Annotated in this window: 17 protein-coding genes; 6 read left to right on the forward strand and 11 right to left on the reverse strand. The window is 50.4% G+C overall.

Annotated features, from left to right (window positions below; all coding sequences use genetic code 11):
- The first annotated feature begins 81 nt into the window (after positions 1-81).
- Together ACFVQB_RS09660 and ACFVQB_RS09665 are read left to right on the forward strand one after the other, a co-directional pair.
- A complete protein-coding gene (locus tag ACFVQB_RS09660; protein WP_379437554.1) occupies positions 82-1308 on the forward strand; it encodes an MFS transporter in 1227 nt (408 codons plus the stop codon).
- A gap of 85 nt (positions 1309-1393) precedes the next feature.
- On the forward strand, positions 1394-2173 hold the full coding sequence (locus ACFVQB_RS09665; RefSeq protein WP_379437557.1) for an ABC transporter ATP-binding protein: 780 nt from the start codon (positions 1394-1396) through the stop codon (positions 2171-2173).
- A gap of 344 nt (positions 2174-2517) precedes the next feature.
- Here the strand turns inward: ACFVQB_RS09665 and ACFVQB_RS09670 are convergent, their stop codons facing one another.
- Both ACFVQB_RS09670 and ACFVQB_RS09675 read right to left on the reverse strand, forming a co-directional pair.
- Positions 2518-3246: a class I SAM-dependent DNA methyltransferase gene (locus ACFVQB_RS09670; protein WP_379437559.1), complete on the reverse strand. Its 729-nt coding sequence runs from the start codon at positions 3244-3246 to the stop codon at positions 2518-2520.
- A 145-nt stretch (positions 3247-3391) separates the two neighbouring features.
- The gene (locus ACFVQB_RS09675; protein WP_379438116.1) at positions 3392-3832 is read right to left on the reverse strand and encodes a MarR family winged helix-turn-helix transcriptional regulator; all 441 of its coding nucleotides are present in this window, start codon (positions 3830-3832) and stop codon (positions 3392-3394) included.
- A 207-nt stretch (positions 3833-4039) separates the two neighbouring features.
- Between ACFVQB_RS09675 and ACFVQB_RS09680 the strand changes: the two genes are divergently transcribed.
- Positions 4040-4480, forward strand: coding sequence for a GNAT family N-acetyltransferase (locus ACFVQB_RS09680; RefSeq protein ID WP_379437561.1), 441 nt, complete (start codon positions 4040-4042; stop codon positions 4478-4480).
- A gap of 434 nt (positions 4481-4914) precedes the next feature.
- Here the strand turns inward: ACFVQB_RS09680 and rlmN are convergent, their stop codons facing one another.
- Both rlmN and ACFVQB_RS09690 read right to left on the reverse strand, forming a co-directional pair.
- Positions 4915-6009 (reverse strand): dual-specificity RNA methyltransferase RlmN, encoded by a 1095-nt coding sequence (gene rlmN, locus ACFVQB_RS09685; protein ID WP_379437563.1) that lies wholly within the window; start codon positions 6007-6009, stop codon positions 4915-4917.
- 177 nt (positions 6010-6186) lie between these two features.
- The gene (locus ACFVQB_RS09690; RefSeq protein WP_379437565.1) at positions 6187-7551 is read right to left on the reverse strand and encodes a sodium-dependent transporter; all 1365 of its coding nucleotides are present in this window, start codon (positions 7549-7551) and stop codon (positions 6187-6189) included.
- Positions 7552-8024: 473 nt separating this feature from the next.
- Between ACFVQB_RS09690 and ACFVQB_RS09695 the strand changes: the two genes are divergently transcribed.
- Positions 8025-9374, forward strand: coding sequence for a hypothetical protein (locus ACFVQB_RS09695; protein ID WP_379437567.1), 1350 nt, complete (start codon positions 8025-8027; stop codon positions 9372-9374).
- A 75-nt stretch (positions 9375-9449) separates the two neighbouring features.
- Here ACFVQB_RS09695 and greA read toward each other — a convergent pair whose 3' ends face one another.
- The gene (gene greA / locus ACFVQB_RS09700; RefSeq protein ID WP_090902976.1) at positions 9450-9926 is read right to left on the reverse strand and encodes a transcription elongation factor GreA; all 477 of its coding nucleotides are present in this window, start codon (positions 9924-9926) and stop codon (positions 9450-9452) included.
- 241 nt (positions 9927-10167) lie between these two features.
- Here greA and ACFVQB_RS09705 point away from each other — a divergent pair, with 241 nt between their 5' ends.
- Together ACFVQB_RS09705 and ACFVQB_RS09710 are read left to right on the forward strand one after the other, a co-directional pair.
- The gene (locus ACFVQB_RS09705; protein ID WP_379437569.1) at positions 10168-11040 is read left to right on the forward strand and encodes an arylamine N-acetyltransferase family protein; all 873 of its coding nucleotides are present in this window, start codon (positions 10168-10170) and stop codon (positions 11038-11040) included.
- 80 nt (positions 11041-11120) lie between these two features.
- Positions 11121-11807, forward strand: a complete 687-nt coding sequence (locus tag ACFVQB_RS09710) for a 4'-phosphopantetheinyl transferase family protein (protein ID WP_379437571.1) — start codon at positions 11121-11123, stop codon at positions 11805-11807.
- A gap of 89 nt (positions 11808-11896) precedes the next feature.
- On the opposite strand, the gene ACFVQB_RS09715 is transcribed toward ACFVQB_RS09710, so the two are convergent.
- The 6 genes from ACFVQB_RS09715 to dhbC form a co-directional block, all read right to left on the reverse strand.
- Positions 11897-13363, reverse strand: a complete 1467-nt coding sequence (locus ACFVQB_RS09715) for an MDR family MFS transporter (protein ID WP_379437574.1) — start codon at positions 13361-13363, stop codon at positions 11897-11899.
- The gene (locus ACFVQB_RS09720; RefSeq protein ID WP_064641631.1) at positions 13360-13596 is read right to left on the reverse strand and encodes an MbtH family protein; all 237 of its coding nucleotides are present in this window, start codon (positions 13594-13596) and stop codon (positions 13360-13362) included. The genes ACFVQB_RS09715 and ACFVQB_RS09720 overlap by 4 nt, the downstream gene beginning before the upstream one ends.
- A gap of 12 nt (positions 13597-13608) precedes the next feature.
- Positions 13609-20847: an amino acid adenylation domain-containing protein gene (locus tag ACFVQB_RS09725; protein WP_379437577.1), complete on the reverse strand. Its 7239-nt coding sequence runs from the start codon at positions 20845-20847 to the stop codon at positions 13609-13611.
- A complete protein-coding gene (locus ACFVQB_RS09730; protein ID WP_379437579.1) occupies positions 20844-21893 on the reverse strand; it encodes an isochorismatase family protein in 1050 nt (349 codons plus the stop codon). The genes ACFVQB_RS09725 and ACFVQB_RS09730 overlap by 4 nt, the downstream gene beginning before the upstream one ends.
- Before the next feature lie 78 nt (positions 21894-21971).
- Complete coding sequence (locus ACFVQB_RS09735) at positions 21972-23585, reverse strand: (2,3-dihydroxybenzoyl)adenylate synthase (protein WP_379438118.1); 1614 nt, start codon at positions 23583-23585, stop codon at positions 21972-21974.
- Between the two features lie 3 nt (positions 23586-23588).
- The gene (dhbC, locus tag ACFVQB_RS09740) at positions 23589-24923 is read right to left on the reverse strand and encodes an isochorismate synthase DhbC (protein WP_379437581.1); all 1335 of its coding nucleotides are present in this window, start codon (positions 24921-24923) and stop codon (positions 23589-23591) included.
- Positions 24924-24929: the final 6 nt, after the last annotated feature.

The following is a 24929-nucleotide window of genomic DNA, read 5'->3' on the forward strand; positions in this document are numbered from 1 at the left end:
CACTTTCCAAGCACTTTTCACAAAGACAATATCTGTCTGTATCTTTTATCATGGTAAAAAAATAATTCGAGGTGATCTCCCGTGGCACAAGCCGCTGTAAGCAAAATGCAAATCAATCACTCCGCCAATTGGGCGCTTGCCGGAGTCAGCTTCGCCCATCTGCTGAATGATGCGATGCAGACTGTTGTTCCGTCTGCTTTTCCGCTGTTCCAGCAAACCATGCAGCTCAGTTTCGCCCAGATGGGCTGGATTGCCTTCACATTAAATATTACCGCATCGGTCCTACAGCCGCTGGTCGGTTATATGTCTGATCGCAAGCCGATGCCGATCCTGCTGCCCGGCGGCATGTTATTCTCCTTGATCGGTGTTCTCGGCTTTGCCTTGTCTTCCGAGTTATGGATGCTGCTTGTCTCCGCAGCATTGATTGGCATAGGCTCATCCATCCTGCATCCCGAATCATCACGCGTCGCCCATCTGGCGGCTGGTCGTGGACGCGGAATGGCACAGTCCATCTTCCAGGTCGGTGGCAACACAGGTCAGGCTCTCGCCCCGTTGCTGGTTGCCTTTATCCTGCTCCCGCATGGACAGCTTAGTTTTCTGTGGCTCATGGCTTTTGCCCTGATCGGGATCGTTATCCAATCTTCCGTTAGCCGTTGGTACAGAGACAAATTGGCAGATAATCGCAGCCATCAGCAACGGCCCGTACAAGCAAACGGCATTGTGCAGCCTGCGGTCCAGCCTGTAAGTCGGGGATTTATCGCTTTTACAATGGGGATCCTCATCCTGCTGCTGTTTTCCAAATTCGTATATATTGCCGGTATGACCGGATACTATGCATTCTACTATGCCGATGCGTATAACCTGCCTCTTTCGCAGGCACAGATCTGCCTGTTCGTTCTGCAATTTGCGGGTATGGTTGGAACCTTGCTCGGCGGCCCACTGGCTGACCGTTATGGACAGAAACCGATGATCTGGTTCTCGATCGCGGGTACTGCACCATTTTCACTGTTGCTGCCTTATGCGGGACCTGCTCTATCCATGGTATTATGCGGCATGATCGGTTTGATTCTGATGTCCGGCTTCAGTGTCATCATTGTGTACGCACAGGAATTGCTGCCGCGTCATATCGGGACGGTATCGGGATTATTCTTCGGCCTGTCGTTCGGCATGGCGGGACTCGGATCGGTTGTGCTCGGCTCCCTGATTGATGTGACCAGCATTTCATTCGTCATCAAGCTATGTTCTTTTTTGCCGCTGCTCGGGGTGTGTGCTGTATTCCTGCGCCGAGATCGGCCAAGAAACGCCTAATATACATTGAAACGTCAATCGTTTTGTGACTACAATAAGGTCAGGATAATGGAGACAGAGGCTAAACAGAAGGAAGGAATAATCCATGATCATTGATGTACAGCATGTTACCTGGAAAAGGGGACCGATCACCCTGCTGAACGATGTCAGCTGGCGTGTAAACGAAGGCGAACATTGGGCATTGCTTGGCCTGAATGGTTCCGGTAAAACCACACTCCTGAACATGATCACCGGATATCTCTGGCCGACAGAAGGTACGATATCTGTGCTCGGACACCGTTACGGGGATGTAGATTTGCGTGAGCTGCGGAAGTCGATTGGCTGGGTCAGCTCCTCCCTTCAGGAGAAATTGTATGGCACCGACCGCACCCAGTATGTCGTGATCAGCGGCAAACACGCCACAATCGGACTTTACGATAAACTGTCAGACGAGGATCTGGATCAGGCACGAGAATTGATGCATACACTCGGCTGTCAGCATCTGTGGGATCGCGAATACCGTACCTGCTCTCAGGGGGAGAAGCAGAAGCTGCTCATTGCCCGAGCCCTGATGGCTAACCCGCGTGTACTCATTCTGGACGAACCCTGCAATGGGCTCGATCTGTTCTCCAGAGAACGGCTGCTTGAAAGTATCAGTGAGCTGACGCAGAAGCCAGATACCCCTTCGCTCATCTACGTGACTCATCATACGGAGGAAATATTGCCTGTGTTCAGTCACAGCCTGTTGCTCCGGCGGGGCGAGATCGTAAATAGCGGATTAACCAGTGAGTTGATGAATAGAGACGTACTGAGTAACTTTTTTGAATCCCCTGTGGATGTGGATCGGCATGGAGAACGTGTCTATGTAAGAGCATCGGAAACATAATTTTTGATATCTATATAAATTGAACTAAACATTTACACGATAACGGAGAGGACAGAAATAACCTGAAGAAGCGGAGCTAAAAGCTTTCTGTAAGAAAGCTGCATCGGAAGCATACACCTCGCCTTTATCCCCGGATTTTCCCTATGAAAAGGGAATCAAAAAAATCTGGGGATAACAGCGATCGGAAGGTTGTTCTGTCATCGGAGTGGCAAGTGTAAATATTCTTTAGTTCAATTTATCTATTCACAGTCAGAACAGTCGAAACAGCCCAAAATCTTATCCACATGTGGACAGGTTATTGGGCCGTTTGGCTATATTTTGAATTATCCACAGTTTTCTGTGTACTATTTCCGGGCAGACAGGAATAAAAACAACGGAATCCGCTGTCTGCGCAGGTACGTCTCCTCGTTCACAAAATATTGACGCTGAGGCGCCGATTCCCGCAGATGCTGTACTTGAAATCCTGCCTGCTGTAATGCCATATAGTAGGATTCGATAGAGCGATGCATTTTTTTCACCGTACCTCCAAGCCATTGCTGCTCCCGAAATCCCTCAACAAAATACTGATCGACAACCCAGTTGGTTCGGACCCCCGAAGGCTGCAACGTCGACGTGATCACAGGATGTTCTACCGAAAATACGAATGTGCCATTCTCTTTTAACGTGTGATATACCTTGCGAAATAGGCTGTCCACATCCTCAATATAATGAATCGCCAGTCTGGATATGACCAGATCATATGTATCCGCAGGATAGCTCCAATCTTCCATATACGCTTGCTCAATCTGGGCGTTCTGACCCTTTATCGATTCATGGGCAGCCTGAATCATATTCACTGAGCCTTCAATTCCTGTATAACTACCACCACGGTGGTCGGGACCCAACAGTTCTGCTCCGAACCTCGCATCCCCACAGCCGAGATCCAATATGTTTTTATCCTCAACGTCTCCGATTAACTCCAGCATTACAGGCTTCTCCAACGTATCATTGGCATTCTCCTGCCACTGGCGGCGTTCCATATACTTCTCAAAATTGGCCCCATCTTCGTAAAAATCCGATCCCCGTTCGCTCATTGCGCAACCCTCCATTACTGTGATGAAGTTCAGCTCTCCTATTCAGCCTGGAAGATTATACAGAATATCAGCATATGTTTCTACAGCAAAAAGGCTGTCGCCCGAATTAATTCAGCAAACAGCTCTTACACATTAGAAACATGATTCATTCTGATTGATCCATATAAGGCCGGCGGCCGCCCTTTTTGACGAATTTCCAATCCACTTCAATATTGTGGCGCATCCGGCGCAGCAGATTAACGGCTGTCTCGATCTCTTCCTCCGTTAAGCCCTCCAGCGTTACCTGATCGGAATGCACACCCTCCCTGCGAATAAAATCCCAGGCTTCAAGACCAGCATCAGTCGGAAATAACAACTTATTCTTTTTATTACCCATTGCCGACTGTTTGATGACAAACCCGTCCGCTTCCAGTTTGCTAATGGCTCTAGCCGCAGTGGTGCGATCCACTTTGATTAATTCAGCCAGTTGGTTGGGAATAATGCCGGGATTCTCGCAAATGCGATAAAGGTACAAATACTGTCCACGAGACAAATTTAAATGTTGGAATTCAACGTTGCTGATCGAATCCAAACAGCGGGCAATCATACCGATTTCACGCAATACTTCTTTTTTTTCAGTCAATGTATTCACTCCCCTATATAATTGTTGCATTCGCAACATAATTGATGATATAACTAAATTGCATCCATTTAAATTTTAAACATGATAACACGTGGAACAGGTATACGTTCATGCTATCTACCAGTTTACCATGTCAGGATAGAATTACTATTGACCAAAGGAGAAACATTCATGAATACAACTGTTGTTGAAGCTAATAACCAAGATTTGCTCGACGCCTGCTTCGCCATTCGTACCTCCATCTTTGTTGAAGAACAGGGTGTACCAGCCGAGGATGAATTCGATGCCTATGATGCACTGAATACGGAAGCAAAACATATTCTGCTCTACGTAGACGGCGTTCCTGCTGCTTCATCAAGACTACGTGTGGTCGAAAATGTTGCCAAATTGGAACGGATCTGTGTCATGATCGATTATCGGAAACATGGACTTGGTCGTGTGCTGATCGATAAGCTGGAGCAGATGGCTCTCGCTCAAGGATTCGAGAAAGCCAAGCTGCACGCACAGGTACAAGCCTCCGGGTTCTACGAACGACTCGGATATACGGCTGCCTCGGACGTATTCATGGAAGATGGCATTCCTCATCTGCTGATGACCAAGAACTTAAAATAAATACAAAAAGAGCATCCTCTAAGGTCAAGAAAAAGACTTTCGGATGCTCTTTTTGTATTCTAATGAACCCAGCAAGCGCTATTAATGGAGATTCAACTATTTTGGGAATGTAACGAATCGTACACACCTTATTTTCTGTTTAGCCACCTAACTTGCACCTTCTTATATGGATTTGACTGGAATAACGCGACTGGAGTTCGTTAGCATTTCTAATTCACGTATTTTGCCACATTAAGGTGCGATGAGTTCGTTAGATGTAGCGCCACATTGGGAGGATGTCTAGTAAACGTGTACTGCTGACGGGCTGGTACCTCGGTTCTTCGACCTGTGCGAAACCAAAAAAACTCGCGCCAACCCATACGCGGATGGGCGGCGCGAGTTGCCACGAGGTTCCACCAGAAGCCAGGCGTTAACCTGATTTCTTGGCTTGCATCTTATCCCAAAGCAAGACGACCTGGCTGAGATTCGGCGGCGTTATTTTTCATCTGTTTACTGCGCAATTGTCCGCAGGCCGCATCAATATCGGTGCCATGTTCCATACGTACTGTTGCATTAATGTTATTCTTTTTCAATGTATCATAGAAGCCCAGAATGGACTCTTCCGTACTCCGCTGATACTGACTGTGCTCATCCACCGGATTGTAAGGAATCAGATTGATACTGACCATACTCTTGCGGCTGGACAACAGTTCAGCCAGTTCTGCCGCATGTTCCCGCTGATCGTTGACGTCCCGAAGCAAAATATATTCAAACATAATACGCTTGTTCGTCGTAGCCAGGTAATAATCCACCGCGTCCATCAATTGTTCAATCGGGAAGGCCCGGTTGATCTTCATGATCTGTGTCCGCAGCTCGTTATTTGGTGCGTGCAACGATATCGCCAGGTTCACCTGCAAACTGCTATCTGCAAATTCCTTGATCTTGTCAGGCAGTCCGCTCGTGGATACGGTGATCCGTTTGGCCGCAAGCGCCAGCCCTTTACGATGCTTGATCACTTCAATAAAGTCAGTCATGTTCTGGAAATTGTCAAACGGCTCGCCAATTCCCATCACGACCACGTTAGTTACCCGCTCGCCTTGGCCAGCTGCATCAAGATACTGTTGTACGTGCATAATCTGTTCCACAATCTCACCACCGGACAGATCGCGGCTCTTCTTGATCAGCCCGCTCGCGCAGAAGCTGCAACCAATGTTACACCCCACTTGAGTGGTTACACATACAGTGAGACCATATTTTTGGCGCATTAAAACTGTTTCAATCAGATTGCCGTCCTGCATACGCAGCAGAAATTTTACCGTGCCGTCAGCGGATTCCTGCTTCACATGTTCACTCAGCGAGTTCATCGTGAAATGCTCGGAAATGACATCCAGACATTCCTGACGCACGTCCGTCATCTCTGTAAAATCGTGCACACGCTCCTGATATAACCATTCCCAGATGCGGGAAGCACGGGATTTCTTCTGTCCGTGCTCCGGCAGCCAGTCACGTAGTTGCTCTAATGTTAATCCATATATGGATGATTTAATCATGTTATTGTCCTCTTTTCGCAAAAAGCATATGGCTCATCGGTTCTGTCGAAAAAACCTCTACTCTGTATTGTCCCAAAATTGACGAGGGAACACAAGGGCTTTTGCATTTCTTCCAAGAGGTTTTATTCATGGCAAATCTACACAGTAACTTACTCCTCCACTTCAATTCCCAACCGTTTAGAAGTGAATAATACCGGAGGTGTGCAGCAGAACCAGAAGCACCAGGATTGGCGCTACATAGCGCAGCATGAACAACCATACCCGGAACCAACCTGCACGCAGGCCGGATGCTTCGGCAGCCTTTTTCCAGAAGTAACCTGCAAAAATGGTAACCAGCAATCCACCAATCGGAAGTAAGATGTTGGACGCTACAAAGTCCATCCAGTCGAACACACTCTTCGAGCCGATTGTCCATTCAGGGAATAATCCGAGCGACAATACCGAAGGAAGCCCAACGATAAAAACAGCAAGTGAGATGGTCCATACCGCGCGGCTTCGGCTCCAGGACAATCTCTCCATGAAATATTTCACCGGAACTTCCAGCAAGGATACCGCCGATGTTAACGCCGCAATCGCCAGAAGCACGAAGAACAACCCACCGAACACGAAGCCCAGCGGCATGGCTGAGAAGGCTGCCGGTAGAGCCACAAAGATCAGCGATGGACCCTGATCCGGTGCAATCCCGAAGGAGAATGTCGTTGGGAATATGATCAGACCCGCAATGAACGCATAGATCAGGTCACCCGCACCAACAGCAACGGTTGCTGCACCGAGTGATTGATTTTTATCAACATACGAACCGTATGTCACGAGAATACCCATACCCAGCGATAGGGAGAAGAAGGCATGTCCAAGCGCAACCAGCGCAGATTCGGTCGTAAGCTGCGAGAAGTCCGGATTCAGGAAGAAGGAGACTCCCGCACCAGCTCCTGGCAAAGTCACTGCACGAACCATCAGGATAATGAGCAGAACCAGCATCGCCGGAATCAGCACTTTGTTAAACTTCTCGATTCCGTTCGATACCCCTTTGGCTACGATCCAGCCTGTAATCAGAACTGAAATCAGCTGCCATACAATTGGCATATAACCGCCTACAAAGTCACCAAATTGCCCAGCATAGTCAGGATTGTTATACAGCGTGCCGCTGAATGACGTCACAGCATATTGCAGCGTCCAGCCTGCAATGATGACATAAAAGGAAAGGATGATAAACGGTGTTAATACTTGCAGCAAACCAGCCGCTAGCCACCCTTTTTGCCCACCTGCCTTGATAAAGGCTGTTGCTGCGCTCCCTCTGCCGCTGCGACCAATCGCAAGCTCAGCCAGCAATACGGGTAGACCGATCAACAGGAGACAAACGATAAAGAGCAGGAAAAACGCAGCGCCCCCGTTCTCCCCCGTAATATAAGGAAACTTCCACATGTTGCCGAGACCCACTGAACTACCAATGGCAGCCAGGATAAATCCGGCTCTTGAGAAGCGTTCACCTTTGCCCGGTTCGTCTTGATTCAAATTGGAATTACTGGACTTACTGAAATTCATTATATCTACTCCATCTGTTCTAAGATTTTCCGTTATTATATAACAGTCATCCCCTCAGGTCATTCGAAAATCGAAATTAATCGAAATGTTATTTATTTACAGGAATGTCTACATTAAATATGCTGCCCTTGCCTTCTTCGCTTAACAAAGCAATCAGCATGCGACATGTAGTCCACTGAACCCCCTAATATGCAGTATATGATAAAAAGGAGTACGCCAACCCTGCCCTGTAGTTCGGTAATTCCTCAGAAGGCTGCAAACTCAACTTTCCAGGCGACCACCAAACCGTTAAGAAGGAGGAACCTCCTCAAAGGCTCCTGCTTCTCTGCTTTTAAATCCGCCGTGCTATTCACTGGCTTTCAGTAAACTTTAAGCTTCTGGCGGGGCGACGTATGCCCTAAAATTCATCCCTTTTTCAGCTTGGTCAACTATACTTGCACCAATCTCAATCGCCCATGCTGAGGAGGAGAAGGATGAACACACTGAGCTACAGAGATTCAAATACCCAATGGAACAGGCATTTCTGGCTGTATGCCGCTCTAATTTTCACAGGAGGTCTATTGCTGCGGTTGTACCTTGGAACACAATTCAGGGGTTATATCGGAGATCAGTCTCTGTTCGTCTATTGGATGAATGCCGTCCACCAATACGGGGTTCGCGAATCATACCTGTATGGAAAAGATCAGAACTATCCCCCCTTGTTTATCTTCATTCTGGGGTTGTACCGCTGGATACTGGATGGACTCGGCATAACCGCCTCAGCTGGCCATCTGTCCATGAAAATACTGCCTATCGCCTTCGATATGCTGTCCATGACGGTCTTGACCCTCACATTCAAAAAGCTAAGCTCTGGCGCACGTTTGGTGCTGCTTGCAGTTCTTTCCTTCAACCCCGGTCTGCTGGTCGACAGCGCCATGTGGGGACAGATCGACATCCTGCACAGTACATTAATGGTGCTGTCTACCGTTCTGTTACTAAGTAATCCTCTCTTGGCGGGTGTATTGTTCTCCGTAGCCCTGTTGGCGAAGTTTCAGGCGATCGTCATTGCTCCGGTCATCGGTATTGTACTGCTACGCCAGCTTTATCACAGGCAATTTCGCGGCATACTTCTATTTGTAGCGGGATTAATGATTGCTATCCTGCCTGTTCTTCTCTATTTTGCTGCAAACGGAACCCTCGGCACCATGCTGACCAACGCATACGGAAGCGCAGTTAATATGTACCCGCAGCTTTCCCTGAACGCCATGAATATCTGGTATCACCTGCTTGGTGATCCGGGAGCAAGCGATGCAACGGTGTTATTTGGCATAGTGACGTACAAAATGTTCGGTTTGCTGCTGCTTGCCATTGCCGTGATTGGAGTAGCGGCCTATCTGCTGCTGATTAAGGAAATTCGTATTACATCTCTGCTCATTGCAGGTGCGGCTGTGAATCTCGCCTTCTTTATGTTGCCTACGGAAATTCATGAGCGCTACAGCATCCCTGCTTTGTTATTCTTTGTTCTGGTTCCGTTCTTTGAACGTAAATGGATGTACGCTGCAATCGCCTTCTCCCTGACTACCTACGTAAATATTGCCATGATCATGAGCACGGGTTCTGGTGGCGACTTTGGAGCTGAGGAAGGGCAACCACGCATCGGTGGTGGGCATGGTAACTTTGGCGGAGGACATGGAGCGAGCTTCAGCATGCACGGTTCAGGACTGACCAATGATTTGATGTATGGCATAGGCATTTCCATTGCGATGATCCATATCGTGATCCTGCTCTGGGTTGTATATGCCATGACCCGTGAAGTTCTGGATGGACGGAAGAAACGTAGCTGAATATTATCCTGCAAGAACAAAAAAAGAGGTGTTCCAGCAGCCATTTCCATGGTTGCCGAAACACCTCTATTCCGATTATATTTTAATTTCAAGCAACTCATATTTGATAATGCCCATCGGCGCATTGACATGAATGACACTGCCTACTTCTTTGCCCATCAGTTCTTTGCCAAGCGGGCTTTCGTACGATATTTTGTTATCGGCAACATCCGCCTCGGCCGGACCAACCAGCATGTATTCAATCTTCTCGGCAAATTCAATATCATTAAGCAGAATGGTTGAGCCAATGCTTACTTTGTTCGAGTCGATATTGTCCGAAGTGATGACTCTTGCTTTGGTCAGCATTTTCTCCAGAATCAAAATGCGGGTTTCCATAAAAGCCTGATCATCTTTGGCTGAATGATACTCACTATTTTCCTTCAGGTCACCGTAACTGATCGCGAGTTTCAGACGCGCCGCCAGTTCCTTACGCTTCACCGTCTTTAAATCCCTCAGTTCGTCCTCCAGCTTTTCCAAGCCTTCCTGTGTCAAAATCACTTCATCATTAGCCATTTTTTCCATCTCCTAATCCTGCTTTCTATCTATATTCTAACCTATATCCACTCCAAACGGTTAACATACCAAGAAAAAGAAATAACGCTCCCATTCATGGAAAGATGTGTATGCGTCTCTCTTAACTGTACCGGTACAATTGAGTTAAACCTGTGTATTCATTTTAGCCGTTCACTTTTACAATGAATTCAGGGCAGCAGCAGTTTATAACACGCCCACTACATGACTCGAGGTGATCTGGATGAATGTTACATTGACTCCATCTGAAATACAGGCCTACCTGAAACGGATAGGCATTAATGATATCAAGGAACCCACACTGGGATTCCTATCCGAAATCCAGCAGGCACATGTGCAGCATCTATCCTGGCAAACAGTCGATATTTTTGCAGGTCGGCCTGCGGGCATTGATCTTCAAGAATCTATTCAGCTTATATTGCAAGGCCGCAGTGGTTACTGTTTCCATCTGAATGGCGCGTTCAGCGTTCTGCTTCGCTCTTTGGGATATACGGTGCATTGGCATCGGGCCGGAGTTCAGCCATATGGAGAGCAGCCACGTGTGAACTCGTTCCATCTCGGGCTGTCGGTCTCTTTGCCAGATGCAGACCCGAATGTGGAACGTTGGATTGTGGATGTTGGTCTGGGCGGCATGCCCTTCGAACCACTTCCTCTTCGTTATGGAACCTATGGATCGGCACCGTTTACTTATACATTAATGCCTTCATCTGTAGCTTCTGGCGGATGGAGACTTGAATATGAACCCAACGGGCCAAGTGAGGGTGTCGACTTCGATCCCGAAGAACTTACCAGTCTGGAAGAGTTCATTCCCAAGCATGAATTCTACAGCCAGTCAGCCGATTCGCCTTGGCATAACGCATTTTTGCTCCGGCAAAGGGATGAGAGCGGTAGCAACGAGCTACGTGGATGTATGCTCCGGACGCATGACCGCGATGGTATCCACAAAATGGAGATTCAAACCTACACTGAGTGGAAAGACGTATTGGCTGAGAAGTTCCACGAACCGCTGGTGAATTACACGGAACTGGAACGTGAAGAAATGTGGGGTCGGGTACAGGCTGCACATGAAGAATGGAAGAGTACACAGCGGGCATGAAGCGACACGGGCAGACCCCATAAACCGATGAATATAAAGGAAAGTCTGCAATTGATGCCGAATACATCGTCAGGTGATAAATGATGATAACGATTCAAGTTCTTCAAGTTCCGGCAGAATTGCCGGAATCATACTGGAACCTTTTTCTGTCGCAGGTATCTGAGGAAAGAAGAGGACAAGCTTCACGTTTTGTACATCAGGCGGATGCTTATCGCTCTGTTCTGGGTGAAGTGTTGACCCGTGTGACGCTGAGCAAGTTGACTGGCCTAAAGCCGGGAGAGCTCTCCTTTACCCGTAACAAATACGGCAAACCTGCACTCAGTAACTATGCTGATGTTCAATTTAATGTCTCGCACTCTGGTGATTGGATTGCTTTAATCTCTGGCGGTGACGCTGATCTGGGTGTGGATGTGGAAAAAATAGCGCCAATCGACATGAAGATTGCGGAGCGCTTCTTCTCTCTCACGGAGAGCAAATTTCTGGCTGCGGAGCCCGCTAAGATGCAGCTGGAGACCTTTTACCATCTATGGACGCTGAAGGAGAGCTACATCAAGGCCGTCGGCATGGGCCTATCCATGCCACTTGATTCATTTTCCATGATCCGCAATGCTGACGGGAACTGGCACTCGCCAGAAGCGACCTCTTATCCATTCCTCAGCCTGCGACTGGATCACGGGCATATGTTAGCAGCTTGTTCCGCAGGAGAAGATTTGCCTGCCCATCCGGATGTCATCACAATTGAAGAGTTGTATCAGGCATTACTATGAAGGAGGGGCCACAGATCCCTCTCCTCCAATAACAATCATGCTTAAAAATCCCTGGCGAGCCCGCCAGGGATTTTTTTTGAAGCTTGGGATTATTGTGATTCCTGCGTCAATGATGGAGTTTTCTTTTGCCTCCGAAAAAGACCCTGACCCCTGTTTTTCCGTATCGTTGCAGCTGCGTCAGCATCGCTGATTTTCAGGGCAAAACATAGACCAATCAACAGAAACGCAGCAGCTCCCAGCAAAGCCAAACGGTAAGCCAGCATATTCGGCTCCATCGCTCCAGCAGCAGTCACCGTCGTTGTACCCACGCCAGCCAGAACAGCAGACAATAAGGCCATTCCAATCGCGGAACCCAGCCGATTTTGCACCGTGAACCAGGTGGAGGCTCGTCCCATGGAAGGAGGAGGGATTTGGGCAAACGAGGCAATCTGCACTGCGCCTACCGTCTGTCCCAGGAAAATCCCTACGCCAAACAATAACGCACGAATGAACCATGGATTCGTATCCACAGTGATCTGACTAAGCGTAATGAAAATTATAGCCGTGCAGATCAGACCCATGGATATCAGCTTACGCGGACCCAGCCGCGGATACGTCCAGGGCACAAGCTGCGAAGCAATCATAAGTCCCAAGGCTTCCGGGAATGTGGTTAGCCCTGTCTCCAGCGCAGAAGCGTTTAACACATTTTGATACATTAACGGAAACACATACAACATGCCCAGCAGACCCGCTGCCCCGCATACAGATACCAGACCCGAATAGCGGAATAAACGGTCTTTCAGCAAACGTAGGTCAAGCAAAGGCTGCTTCGCGCGCAATTCAGCTACCACGAGCAACGCGAGCAGGATGATCCCTGTAAGGCCGGCTCCAATAATAAGAGGGGAAGTCCACCCTCGCAGCGGCCCCTGACTAAGAGCGTACATCGTCAGGGCGAGTCCTGGGGCAGATAATAACCACCCCGGTACATCCAGTCGACCGGCTCCCTGTTCTCTGTGCTCCTTCAGATACAGCATTCCGAAGATCACCGCTGGAATGCCGACGGGCAGATTCACATAGAAGATCCATCGCCAAGAGAGCTGGTCCACAATCAATCCGCTCACAATCGGCCCCAGGGCCGGGGCCAGCGCGATGGGCAGTACAAGCATTCGGGATACCTTGGCCCGTTCCTGAGGGGGAAAGGTTCGAAACAGCATCGCCATCCCTACAGGAGTAAGCAGACCACCCCCTGCACCCTGCAAAATGCGGAAGAATGTCAGCGTACTTAATTGATCGGCCGTTGCACAAAGTGCAGAGGATACCGTAAACAGTGCCAGTGCCGATAAGAAAACTCGTTTCGTTCCCCAGCGATCACCAAGCCATCCTGCAACAGGCAGGAATACAGCCAAACTCACCAGATAACCCACATTCAAGGTACCCGAAGCAGCCGGGTGAATCCCCAGCTCCTCACTGATGGTTCGTAACGCTACGTTCAAGACCGTTCCATCCATGGCTACCATAAACATCGCCAGTACGTAAACAATGCTCACGATGACCTTGGGATTCAGACTGAATTTCATCTGCTAGCCTCATGAACGGCTCCAGGCATACCGATTTCATCACAAAGACTTAACGGTTTCAGGTCTGTCCATTGCTCGGCGATGTAATCGAGGCATACCCGGCGCTTGGCTTTGCTTAGCATTACAGTCCAACCCGCGGGTACTGCAAGAGATGCAGGCCAGAGGGAGTATTGCCCCTCCTCATTGATTAACACCAGATAATTGCTGTCTTCATATTCAAATGGGTTGCTCATCGCCTTATCCTCCTATTTATGTTGAATTTCGCGCTTGTTCAGCTCCTCCAGCTTGGCGGCCAGTGTTCGGCAGATTTCCTCCAGCGGTCCAGGCTGACAGAGGTCTTTGTGACGGCAAGCGATATCATGCCGTTCCAATTGGCCTCCGATATACGCATTCCACATTTCCGGTTCAATCGGGTCAAACCAGTCCGGAATAATGGTGGAACGGAAGAAGATCAGATCCCCCTCGAATCGGGATGGCGTATAGGCCCCCAAGATCCGTACGGAATTTTCATAGGTTTTCCGCAGCTTCATGATTGTCTCTTCATCCAAACTTGCCAGCGCACTGCCCTCACTGCGCAATATACGCATAGCTGTTGCCATATCCAGCGGCCCATCCCCAATGCTGTCCGGATCATAACCACCCAGTGCAAGCAATGCCGTTAAGGCTTCTTCCTCATCCGGTTCTCCGCGAATCGGCAGATAGTGGCTCGGATACGCATCCAGCATGGCGAGAAACTCCACTTCTTCCCCTTCCGATTGCAGCTGCACCGCCATGGCCTGTGCAACATTGCCTCCGAGGGACCAGCCCAGCAGGCGGTAAGGCCCCTCAGGCTGTACCGTGCGGATATGACGGATGTAGTCTGCCGTCATATCTTCCAGTGTAAACGGAAGTTCCTCAACCTCAGCAATTCCTCTGGCCTGTAACCCGTAGAGCGGATACTCCATGCCCAGATGTTTCATCAGCCCGGCGTAACACCAGCTAAGTCCTCCTGCGGGATGGACACAGAATACAGGCAGATGCTCTCCATGCGTTCTGAGCGGCAACAGCACCTGAAGCGAGCTTTTTCCGGAATCCGAATCCATCTCCAATCGCTCCGCCAGTCCCGCTACCGTAGCTGTTTCGAACAAAATGCCGATGCCTGGCTCCCGTCCCATCGCTTCACGAATGCGGCTCATTAAGCGAACAGCCAGCAGCGAATGGCCACCCAGCTCGAAGAAACTGTCGTCAATGCTCACACTCCGCATCCCCAATACTTCGGCAAACAAATCACAGAGGATCTGCTCCTGCGGGTTGCGAGGCGCTCTGCCACCTGTCGTTAATTGCATCTCCGGTGCAGGCAGTACCTTGCGATCCAGCTTGCCATTCGGTGTAAGCGGCAGGCTCTCCATCGCTACAACCGCAGATGGAACCATATAATCCGGAAGACTGGCAGACGCATGACGACGCAAGGCAGTCGATTCCGGTATCGTCCCTGTGTCCGAAGCCGGAACGATATAAGCTACAAGACGTTTATCCCCCGGCTGGTCCTCATGGACGATTACAGCAGCCTGAGCCACGCTTGGATGCCTTGCCAGCACTGCTTCAATCTCGCCAAGCTCAATGCGGAATCCACGAATTTTCACCTGCTGATCCGCCCGGCCCAAATAATCGAGCGAGCCATCATGCAGACGCTTCGCCAAATCTCCTGTCCGGTACATACGAGTACCTGGCGGACCATATGGATCAGCAACGAATCGCTCAGCTGTAAGATCAGGTCGATTCCAATAACCACGAGCCAGACCTGCTCCGGCTACATACATTTCTCCGGTTACTCCTGTCGGTACAGGCTCCAGTTGATCATCCAGCACGTATACCCGAAGATCCGGTATGGCGCATCCAATCCAGCTGCTTGCACCTTCGGTAGAACTACCTGCATGCAGTTCCTTGTAGCTGACGTGAACCGTTGTCTCGGTGATGCCATACATATTGATGAGTTTTGGCGCATCATCAGCATGGCGCTCGTACCAATCATCCAAGCGGCCCAGCTCCAGTGCTTCGCCTCCAAAAATGACATAACGAAGTGCGAGCTGCTGTCCCCAGGCCGGATTTTCCCGGTCAGCCTGCATAAGTTGGTAGAACGCAGATGGCGTCTGGTTCAATACGGTCACCTTTTGCTCAGCGAGCAATTCCAGGAACGCTCCAGGTGAACGGCTGATCTCATGAGGAACAACAACTAATCGTCCTCCATGAAGCAGCGGTCCCCAGATCTCCCATACGGAGAAGTCGAATGCATAGGAATGGAACAAGGTCCACACATCACTCGCGTCAAAATGGAACCAATGCTGAGTAGCATCCAATAAACGGATGACATTGGCATGCGGAATAACGACCCCCTTCGGCTTGCCTGTCGAACCCGAGGTATAGATCATGTAAGCCGGGCTCAGGGGGGTTACACGCCCATTGCGTTCGCTATCCGCTGGATTTCGATCATCCAGTATCCCCAATTGCTGCAGGATATGCGGATCGTCCATATTAATACACTGGATTCCCGCTATCTGCGGAAGCAAGGTGTACACTTCTGTACTCGTTACCATGACTTTCGGTGCTGCGTCTGTCAGCATATGTGTCAAGCGGTCTGCCGGATAATTGGGGTCAAGCGGCAGATATGCGGCCCCTGCTTTTAACACAGCGAGAATACCCACAACCATTTCAACGGAGCGAGGCAAGGCCAGTGCTACCATTTGCTCCGGTGTCACGCCTTGAGCGATCAGTAATCTGGCAAGCTGATTGGCTCTTGCATTCAGTTCCCTGTAATTCAACGTAATATCCTCACAGGTCATGGCAGTCGCTTCCGGATGAGCTGCTGCTTGTATCTCAAAGCGCTCAGCTATGGTCAGTTGAGCATCTTCACTCAGCGTAAAGGACCATTCTTTTTCAAGCTGCGCCTGCTCTGTCGGAGTCACGACATGAAATCTGCTGATCCGTTCATCCGTCTGCTGCACGGCATCCTCAAGTACCTGCATCAATCGGACCACAAGTTCCCCTGCAGTAGATTTCCGGAAGAGATCCGTACTATATTCCAGTACACCTTCAATTCCGGCTGGAGACCCGTTATGCTCACGCCGCTCTGTCAGCTCAAGGGTTAGATCAAATTTGGATGAACCCACACCATGCATCCGGGTCTCTGCTGTAACACCCGGCAGATCAAGACGAATGTCAGGTGTGTTTTGCAGCACAAGCATGACTTGGAAGAGCGGATGTTTGGAACGGGATCGAGGCGGATTCAGCACTTCAACCAACCGTTCAAACGGCAGATCCTGATGTTCATATGCAGCCAGGTCGACTTCCCGCACATGGGCCAGCAGCTCACGGAATGTTGGATCACCTGAAGTGTCGGTGCGCAGCACAAGGGTGTTAATAAACATTCCCACAACTTCATCCAGCGCATCATCGCTCCGTCCGGCAATCGGTGTTCCTATCACGATATCCGTTCCTGCCCCCATTCGGGTAAGCAGCAAGGAGAGTGCCGAGTGCAGCACCATGAATAGGCTGACTTTATTCTCACGTGCAATGACCATCAGTTGCTCATGCAAACGTTGACTGATCGCAAAAGGTACCGATCCACCGCGATAACTGGACACGACTGGACGGGTGTAGTCGGCAGGGAACGTAACCTGCTCCGGTACATTGGCCAGCTGGTTGGTCCAGAATTCCATCTGTCTTGCAATCAGACTGTCCTGCTGTTTCTCATCCCCTAGCAATTTCTCCTGCCACACCGCATAGTCGGCATATTGAATGCGCAGCGGCTCCCAGGTAGGTGAAAAACCCCGCAAGCGTGACGCATAAGCCTCCGACAGATCGCGGATGAGCGGTGACAATGACCATCCATCCCCGGCAATATGATGCAGCAGCAACAGCAGCACATGCTCATCCGCGCCGATTCTGAACAACTCGGCACGGATACCTGGTTCAGTGGATAGCTGGAAGCTGTAGCGTGACGCTTCTGTCAGAAGCTCGGGAAGCTCCTGCTCCGCAGCAGCGGTTATATTCAATTTCACTTTGACGTCAGCAGCATTCAGAATATGCTGGCTCGCAGAACCCATTTCAGGCGGATACAACGTTCGTAATGTTTCATGACGGTCTACAATATCCTGCAGCGCGTTCTCCAGAGCATCCGTATCCAGCTTCCCGGCCAACCGGGCAACCAGCGGAATATTATACGTCGGATTGGCGCCTTCCAGACAATACATGAACCACAATCTCCGCTGGGCAAAGGAGAGCGGAAGCTCCCCCTGACGTGGAACAGGCTGAATAACAGGTCTCACCGATTTTGCCTGATCCAATCGTTTGGCCAGTCCTGCTGCGGTTGGAGCTTCAAATACACTTCCAATGGTCAGATCTGCACCGAATACATCACGGATACGTGCTGTAATTCGTCCGGCAAGCAGGGAGTGTCCACCCAGTTCAAAGAAATCATCGTCAATGCCCACACGACCAACACCCAGAATCTCAGCGAACAGACTGCACAGAATTTCCTCTTGTGGTGTGCGCGCCTCCCGTCCATTGGCATTTGACAGCAAAGTAGGCACAGGAAGCCGTTTGCGATCAATCTTTTTATTCGGTGTCAGCGGCATCTCGGGCAGTAGCGTGAATGCAGAAGGCACCATGTAATCCGGTAGCGCATCAGCCACATAAGCTCTTAGTTCTGCCAGATCCATACGATTCTCCAGTTCAGACTCAGCCACTACATATGCTGCCAACCGCTGGTTTCCCGGCTGGTCTTCACGGGCCATAACCGTGACCTGAGCTATACCTGGATATCTGTAGATTACCGATTCAATCTCGCCCAGTTCTATCCGGAAACCTCTAATTTTGATCTGGTGATCAGCACGACCCAAATAATCGATGGAACCATCCGGCAACCATTTCGCCAAATCTCCTGTACGGTACATCCGACTGCCTGGTTGACCAAAGGGATTGGCTACAAAGCGTTCTGCGGTCAGATCAGGCCTGCCCAAATACCCGCGCGCAAGCCCTTCGCCTGCGATATACAGCTCCCCTGCTACACCCGGAGGCACTGGCTTCAAACCTTGATCCAGCACATATAACTGCGTGTTGCGAACCGGACCACCAATCGACGGTTTCCCCATCGCCCCTGTCTCCAACGATGCAGCCGTGGAATAAATGGTCGTCTCGGTCGGGCCGTACTGGTTATTGACGTGACACCCCAGCTCCTGCAAAGAAAGCTTCAATTCCTCCGTCAGCGCCTCTCCTCCGGTAATCACGGTTAGCCCCTCGAATCGCCCTGGCCGGCTCGTCACCAAGGACTGCCATAACGTAGGCGTAGCCTGCATGATGGTGGTTCCCAGCTCTCTCATCTTCCCAGCCAGAGCTACCGGATCAAGAATCGTCTCTTTGTGCGCAATATCCAGCCGGGCACCTGTCGTAAGCGGCAGAAATACTTCCAGTACGGATATGTCAAAAGCAATTGTGGTCACCGACAGCCAGTGGTCCTGTGGACCCACTTGTAGTCTCGTCTTCATATCCTCAAGCAGATTCGCCAGCCCCAGATGGGTTACGGCTACGCCCTTGGGCTTACCGGTGGAACCTGAAGTGTAGATAATATACGAAGGATTGAGCAGAGAAGCTGTATTTGTCAGATCATCACCTTCGGGATTACTTCCAGGCTGGCGACTCACTGCCGTAGCAGTATTCGGTTCATCCATGACCATCCTCGGTACACTGGATGTTGTCGGCAGACTGGAAACATGATTCATTACCGTCACCACACAAGCAGGATTGGCATCCTCCAACATGTAGATTAGACGCTCTTCGGGATAGTCAGGGTCAAGCGGCAGATAAGCGGCCCCCGTTTTGTGAACAGCCACAATTGCAATGACCACTTCCAACGAACGGGGAAGAGCAATGGCCACCCGCTTTTCCGGTCCTGCCTGATATCGTTGTATCAATTCATGAGCCAACTGATTCGCTCGTTCATTCAGCTCCGCATACGTCAGGGACTCCCCTTCGAATGTCAGCGCCGTTGCAGAAGGTGTGCGGCGGACCTGCTGTTCAAACCGTGCTGCCGAATTGCTTTCGGCTGTCACCTGTCCCGTTCCATTCCATGTCACCAATACTTGCTCACGTTCGGCAGGGAGCAGCAATTCCATTCGTCCAACCGTTTCCGTCTCCATCCCTTCCTGCATCACCAGGTTCAGGAGCTGCATATAACGAAGCTGATGGTTCAGCAGTTCGGAATCATTGTAGATGGACGGATTGGCATCAAAATCAATACTCAGTCCATGACCATGCCCGTGGTCCACTACATGAATGGACAGATCATCCACCGGGCCAGTGGACAGGTTGTGAATCATGCCGCGCTGCCCCGCAAAGTTTAATTCATGGTGGAATGGCATGACATTAATCATGGGTCCGAACAAACGCCGATTCTCTCCAAGCAGCTTCAGATCACGCCGCAGATCCTGATGCCGATAGCGTTGATGCTTGCGTACCGCCCGAATCTCCTGCACAACCTGTTTCAGCAACTCTGATACGGTCAGAGCCGACTCCACGTTGAGACGCAGCGGAAGCACATTCATGACCATACCCGGAACCCGCAGGGATGTTGATCCCAATCGGCACATCACAGGCAGGGCCAGCACAACATCGGTCGCCCCTGTCATTCGGTGTACGTAGATGGCCGTTGCCGCTACAAACAAGTCCGGCCAAGTCACACCGAACCTTGCCGCTGCCGACTGCATTTGCTCGCGCTGCGGCTGAGTAAGCAGGCCGCTCTGTCTCAGGAAGTAGGTAGATGTTCGCGGAGCCCGTTCCCCCAGACTGACAACATCCGGTTCATCGGCATATCGATCCATCCAGAACTGACGATCCTGCTCTTTGTCCACTGAGCCAAGATAAGCCTCGTCTTCCTGAAGAACGGCCGTCAACGAGCCAAACGACGCCCCCTGCTGCACTTGATCTGTACCTTCTCCTCTTACACTTGCAGAGTATAAGCAAGCTAACCTGCGGGTAATCAGCGAAACGCCGTATCCATCAATCGCGATATGATGGATGCGCTGATACCAGTAATAACAATCATGGCTTACCTGGAACAAGGCCTCCGTGAAGAGTGGACCTGTCGCCAGATTGACGGGATTGGCCAGATCCTTTTTCATCCAGGCCAGTGCTGCTGTGTGGGGTTCCGGCTCCTCCCTCACGTCGATGACATGAAATGTCCAATGATCCGGATTGCTGTTCAAAGACTGCCATGGACCTTGTTCATTTTCGCCATAAACCATATTCAGCGACTCTGCTTCCGAGACGGTCTGTCGCACACTTTCTTCGAATCGTCTGGCGTCTACGCTACCCTCGATGACCACATACTCGGCGGTATTGTACATCGGATTGTCCGGATTCAACTGCTGAGCGAACCAGATGCCGGACTGTGCAGAGGACAGAGGCCAAGCTGTGTCCCGACTGTGCGACGTATGCACGGCCCCGCTCAAAAGTAGTCCCCGTTCGGAAGCACCTTATTTTTGGCCTTATCCAGCAATGCTGCCCATGCCGCCAATGTAGGCAGCTCCGCCAGATCCACGAACGTTACCCCCGCTCCTTCCACTCGAAAGCGCTCAGCCAGACTCATAATACGAATGGAATCCAGTCCCCACATCTGAATCAGATCATCGTGCTCTCCAATGTCGGCAGGCTGCTCCTGGAGCATCTCTCCGACCTGATTCCTTAATTCTTCCAACGTGACTTGTTCAACGCCATGACTTCCGTCATGAATTCGCTCTGCTGCGGATGCCGTTTGCTGCTCAGCCAGTAATACATTCACTTGAGCGGGTGTAGCAGAGGCTTGTTCACCTTGTTTACCTGCATCCGACTTTACTGTTCCTTTAATTACGCCTTCGGCCGTGACATTTAGCGACTCAAGCAAACGCCCGGTTGTCAGTGTTACTGCGCACCGTTCTGCTGCATACGTCAAGGCCATGCGATGTTTTTCCGCCGAAAAATCAGCTACTGCATCCGCAACCAGGAACGCCTGAATGTCTCTCATAAAGGCTTCGCAGGAGGTCATCAGACATCCGATATGAGCATAAATGCCGCAGACGACCAGTTGATCGCGACCATCCCGCTGCATTAGTTCAAACAGTTCTGTTTTCTGGAAGGCGCTATATCGCCATTTGGTCATGAACGTATCTTGCGGAGCAGGTGCGAGTGCATCAATAATTTCTTTTTGTACAGGTCCTCCATCAATCCCCGCACCCCAAAAGTCCAGCTGTAACCCGCGCTGCTCCGGCGTCTGTCCGCCCGGTTGTGCGGAGTAAACCACCGGAATGCCAAGCTCGTGACACTTCGAACGAAGTTGTGAAATATGATCGATCAGCTCCACAACAGGGGACTGCCCTGCCGTAAAGGCGTTCATAAAATATTGCTGCATATCATGAATCAGGAGTACCGAGCGCTTCGCATCCGGTGTCCACGTTACCTTGTTGACGGGAAGCTCCGATTCTACAGGCATTGCATAGGGTTGAATCTTTGGAAGTGCCATGAATATCCCTCTTTTCAGCTTTATTTATCACAAGCATGTTTATCACTGCGCTGTAATGCTATCTATTCGAATTTACAATCAGGATATGGGCTGTTTAGTAGTAATCATCTCGCGCAACGCTTTTTTGCTTACTTTGCCAACTTGAGTTTTGGGAAACGACTGCACAAACTCAATCCGATCCGGTATTTTATAGCTCGCCAGACCCCGATTACGCAGAAAAGATTTCACTTCGGCAGCTGACGGAGCTTCACCGCTCGGCACGATAAACGCACAGGAACGCTCGCCAAGATATTCATCCGGCATGGATACCAAAGCCGCATCATGTACGGCAGGATGGGCAAGCAGATGATTTTCCACTTCCTCGGCTGCCACTTTATCGCCGCCACGGTTAATCTGATCCTTCGCCCGTCCTTCCACAACGAGATATCCATCGGCCGTAAGACTCGCAATATCTCCGGTACGATAGAAACCGTCCGTGGTAAACGATCTGGCGTTATGGTCTTCAGCCTTGTAATAACCACGAATTGTATAAGGACCCCTCGTCAGTAAATGTCCCGATTGTCCCTGTTCCACATCCATGTCCTCATCATCCACAATTCGTACTTCGTCATACGGAGACATCGGCTTGCCCTGAGTGTTAACAATGACATGCAACGGATCATCCAGACGGGTGTAGTTCACCAGCCCCTCCGCCATGCCGAACACTTGCTGCAAGGTACAGCCTAGGACGGGTTGGACACGTGCAGCCACCTCCGCGCTGAATTTGGCTCCGCCAACCTGAAGCACCTCAAGTGAGGGAAGTTTAATCCCCCGGGTAGCCGCCGCATTCAACCATATGAGCGCAAGGGGTGGTACAAGAGCCGTTATGGTCACCTTATGGCGCATAATGAGTGGAAAAGCTTCATCCGGGCTGGACCCGCGTGACAGCACAATGGTTCCACCCGCGTACAGCGTACCCAGGAAGCCGGGTGAGCTCATGGGATAGTTATGTGCTATAGGCAGAACTGCCAGGTAGACACTCTCTGGGGTAAGCCCGCAAACCTCCACACTTCTCCGCAAACTGTAGATATAGTCATCATGGGTGCGGGGAATCATTTTGGACAGCCCGGTACTTCCACCAGACAACTGTAAAAAAGCAACGTCCGAAGAAACCGGCTCATCCGGCAGTGTGACTGATGGTGTATAAACATCCTCCAAGGCCGTAAACCGACCCGCTTCTCCCGCCACGAATACATGCCGAAGTCCCGCAACCTCTGCCTGAACCTCTTCTGCCAGCATGCGGTAATCAAACCCTCCATCCTGATCAGGTATCACATATGCCACGGCCTCAGAGAAACGGGCAAAATACGTAATCTCACTCTTCCGGTGCAAGGGAAGTGCATATACAGGCAGTGCTCCGATGCGGAATAAGGCAAAACACACCTCTATAAACGCCGTAATATTAGGCAGCTGGATAATCACTCGATCATGCTTTCGTATCCCTTTGGCATATAAGCCAGCGGCCAGACGATCCACCCGGTCGTTCAGCTCCGCATAGGTTAATTGTTGTTCACCACTGACAACGGCTACCCGATTGCCATATAGTTCTGCGCGCTGGCGGAGCATTTCTCCAAACGTAATTCCTTCCCAGCAGCCTTCCTGACGATAACGTTCGGCAACTTCCTCAGGCCAGGCCTGAAATCCTGACAGCATCATTCATTCCTCCTTCATACTGGACACAGATGAATCCAAACCCATGGCAAGCAGCATTGTTCCGAATTTCGCTGAGGTCTCTGCCAGCTCCGCTTCTGCTGTAGAACCTGCAACAATACCCGCTCCAGCGAACAGTTTAAGCGTTCTTCCTTCCACTTCCGCACATCGGATCGTTACAGCCCACTCGCCGTCACCGTCACTGTCACACCAGCCCACCATGCCAGTGAATAATCCCCGTTCAAACGGCTCCTGTTCTCGGATGGCTTCCCGAGCGGCCTGTACAGGCGTTCCACAGATTGCTGGTGTCGGATGAAGGGCAAACGCAAGTTCCACTGATGATGTGTTAACATCAGCAAGCTCTCCGTGAATTTCCGTGGATAAGTGCCACATGGTCCGTGTCTGAATCAGGGAAGGCTCTGCCGGGACGGATAGTTGCTTGCACAGCGGACGCAGTGCTTCCGCCACAGCCTCAATGACTACTGCATGTTCATGGCGATCTTTGGCAGAAGCCAGCAGTGCTTCTGCACGGCGGCGGTCCTCAGCAGGGTCTTCACTCCGGGCAGCAGACCCGGCGAGTGGATTGGCTCTTACTTTGGACCCTTTCCGGGTAACCAGCAATTCGGGACTCGCTCCGATATACGTCCGATGGGTTTCATTTCCCAACTCAACAATAGTTCGTTTATCCGTTGTTATATTACCTTTTGATTGAGAGAGCTTCGTCATTGGAACTGCAAATGTATATCCGTGTGTGTTATCCCTGAACAAATTACGGAGTAACTGATGTGTGTCCACAAACGTCTGTGAAGTCACATGCAGTGTACGGGATAACACAACTTTGTGGAGTTCGCCTTGATTCAGATCCATCAAAACGTTGTTTACGCTTTGCTGGAAAACTGCTCCGGCAGGTTCTTCACGTACCGCACAACCCACTGCGGCTGGACGTTTTTCCACCAATGCTCTGGAGTCCGGGGATAAGGGTTCAGCCCATTGGATCTTTTCTGGCACGAATAGCTCCGCAGAAGAATGTATCGGATCGAACGGAATGGCGCCGACCACAATCGGTTTCGTTTGGCCCGAGCGTCTCGCTTTTTCCATCAGCTGTTCCATCCGGTTCATAAAAAGCTGCGTTGCTTCATTCCGCTTTTGTTCAGTAACACTAACCGCGTCCATGGAATCGGGTGTATTCTCTTCCGATATCTCCATGGCAGACCATCGCATCTGTTCCCCTTGAGCTAACAGGGTATGTTGCGGTGAAGACCAGAAAAAGGACGTCCCCTCCCGATATTGTTCCAGAAGGTGTAAGGCGGAAGTTGCAGCAACCGTACCCGCTTTTGACATGATTAT

Origin of the sequence: Paenibacillus sp. NPDC057886 (assembly GCF_042796655.1) — a bacterium.
Lineage (GTDB): Bacteria > Bacillota > Bacilli > Paenibacillales > Paenibacillaceae > Paenibacillus.

Excerpts from the sequence above, each read along its gene's own strand:
- ACFVQB_RS09705 (WP_379437569.1), top strand. The coding sequence starts at position 10,168 with ATGAATGTTACATTGACTCCATCTGAAATACAGGCCTACCTGAAACGG.
- ACFVQB_RS09670 (WP_379437559.1), bottom strand. The coding sequence starts at position 3,246 with ATGAGCGAACGGGGATCGGATTTTTACGAAGATGGGGCCAATTTTGAG.
- ACFVQB_RS09665 (WP_379437557.1), top strand. The coding sequence starts at position 1,394 with ATGATCATTGATGTACAGCATGTTACCTGGAAAAGGGGACCGATCACC.
- ACFVQB_RS09675 (WP_379438116.1), bottom strand. The coding sequence starts at position 3,832 with ATGATTGCCCGCTGTTTGGATTCGATCAGCAACGTTGAATTCCAACAT.
- ACFVQB_RS09695 (WP_379437567.1), top strand. The coding sequence starts at position 8,025 with ATGAACACACTGAGCTACAGAGATTCAAATACCCAATGGAACAGGCAT.
- rlmN (WP_379437563.1), bottom strand. The coding sequence starts at position 6,009 with ATGATTAAATCATCCATATATGGATTAACATTAGAGCAACTACGTGAC.
- ACFVQB_RS09715 (WP_379437574.1), bottom strand. The coding sequence starts at position 13,363 with ATGAAATTCAGTCTGAATCCCAAGGTCATCGTGAGCATTGTTTACGTA.
- ACFVQB_RS09730 (WP_379437579.1), bottom strand. The coding sequence starts at position 21,893 with ATGGCACTTCCAAAGATTCAACCCTATGCAATGCCTGTAGAATCGGAG.
- ACFVQB_RS09710 (WP_379437571.1), top strand. The coding sequence starts at position 11,121 with ATGATGATAACGATTCAAGTTCTTCAAGTTCCGGCAGAATTGCCGGAA.
- ACFVQB_RS09735 (WP_379438118.1), bottom strand. The coding sequence starts at position 23,585 with ATGCTGTCAGGATTTCAGGCCTGGCCTGAGGAAGTTGCCGAACGTTAT.
- dhbC (WP_379437581.1), bottom strand. The coding sequence starts at position 24,923 with ATGTCAAAAGCGGGTACGGTTGCTGCAACTTCCGCCTTACACCTTCTG.
- greA (WP_090902976.1), bottom strand. The coding sequence starts at position 9,926 with ATGGCTAATGATGAAGTGATTTTGACACAGGAAGGCTTGGAAAAGCTG.
- ACFVQB_RS09690 (WP_379437565.1), bottom strand. The coding sequence starts at position 7,551 with ATGAATTTCAGTAAGTCCAGTAATTCCAATTTGAATCAAGACGAACCG.
- ACFVQB_RS09680 (WP_379437561.1), top strand. The coding sequence starts at position 4,040 with ATGAATACAACTGTTGTTGAAGCTAATAACCAAGATTTGCTCGACGCC.
- ACFVQB_RS09720 (WP_064641631.1), bottom strand. The coding sequence starts at position 13,596 with ATGAGCAACCCATTTGAATATGAAGACAGCAATTATCTGGTGTTAATC.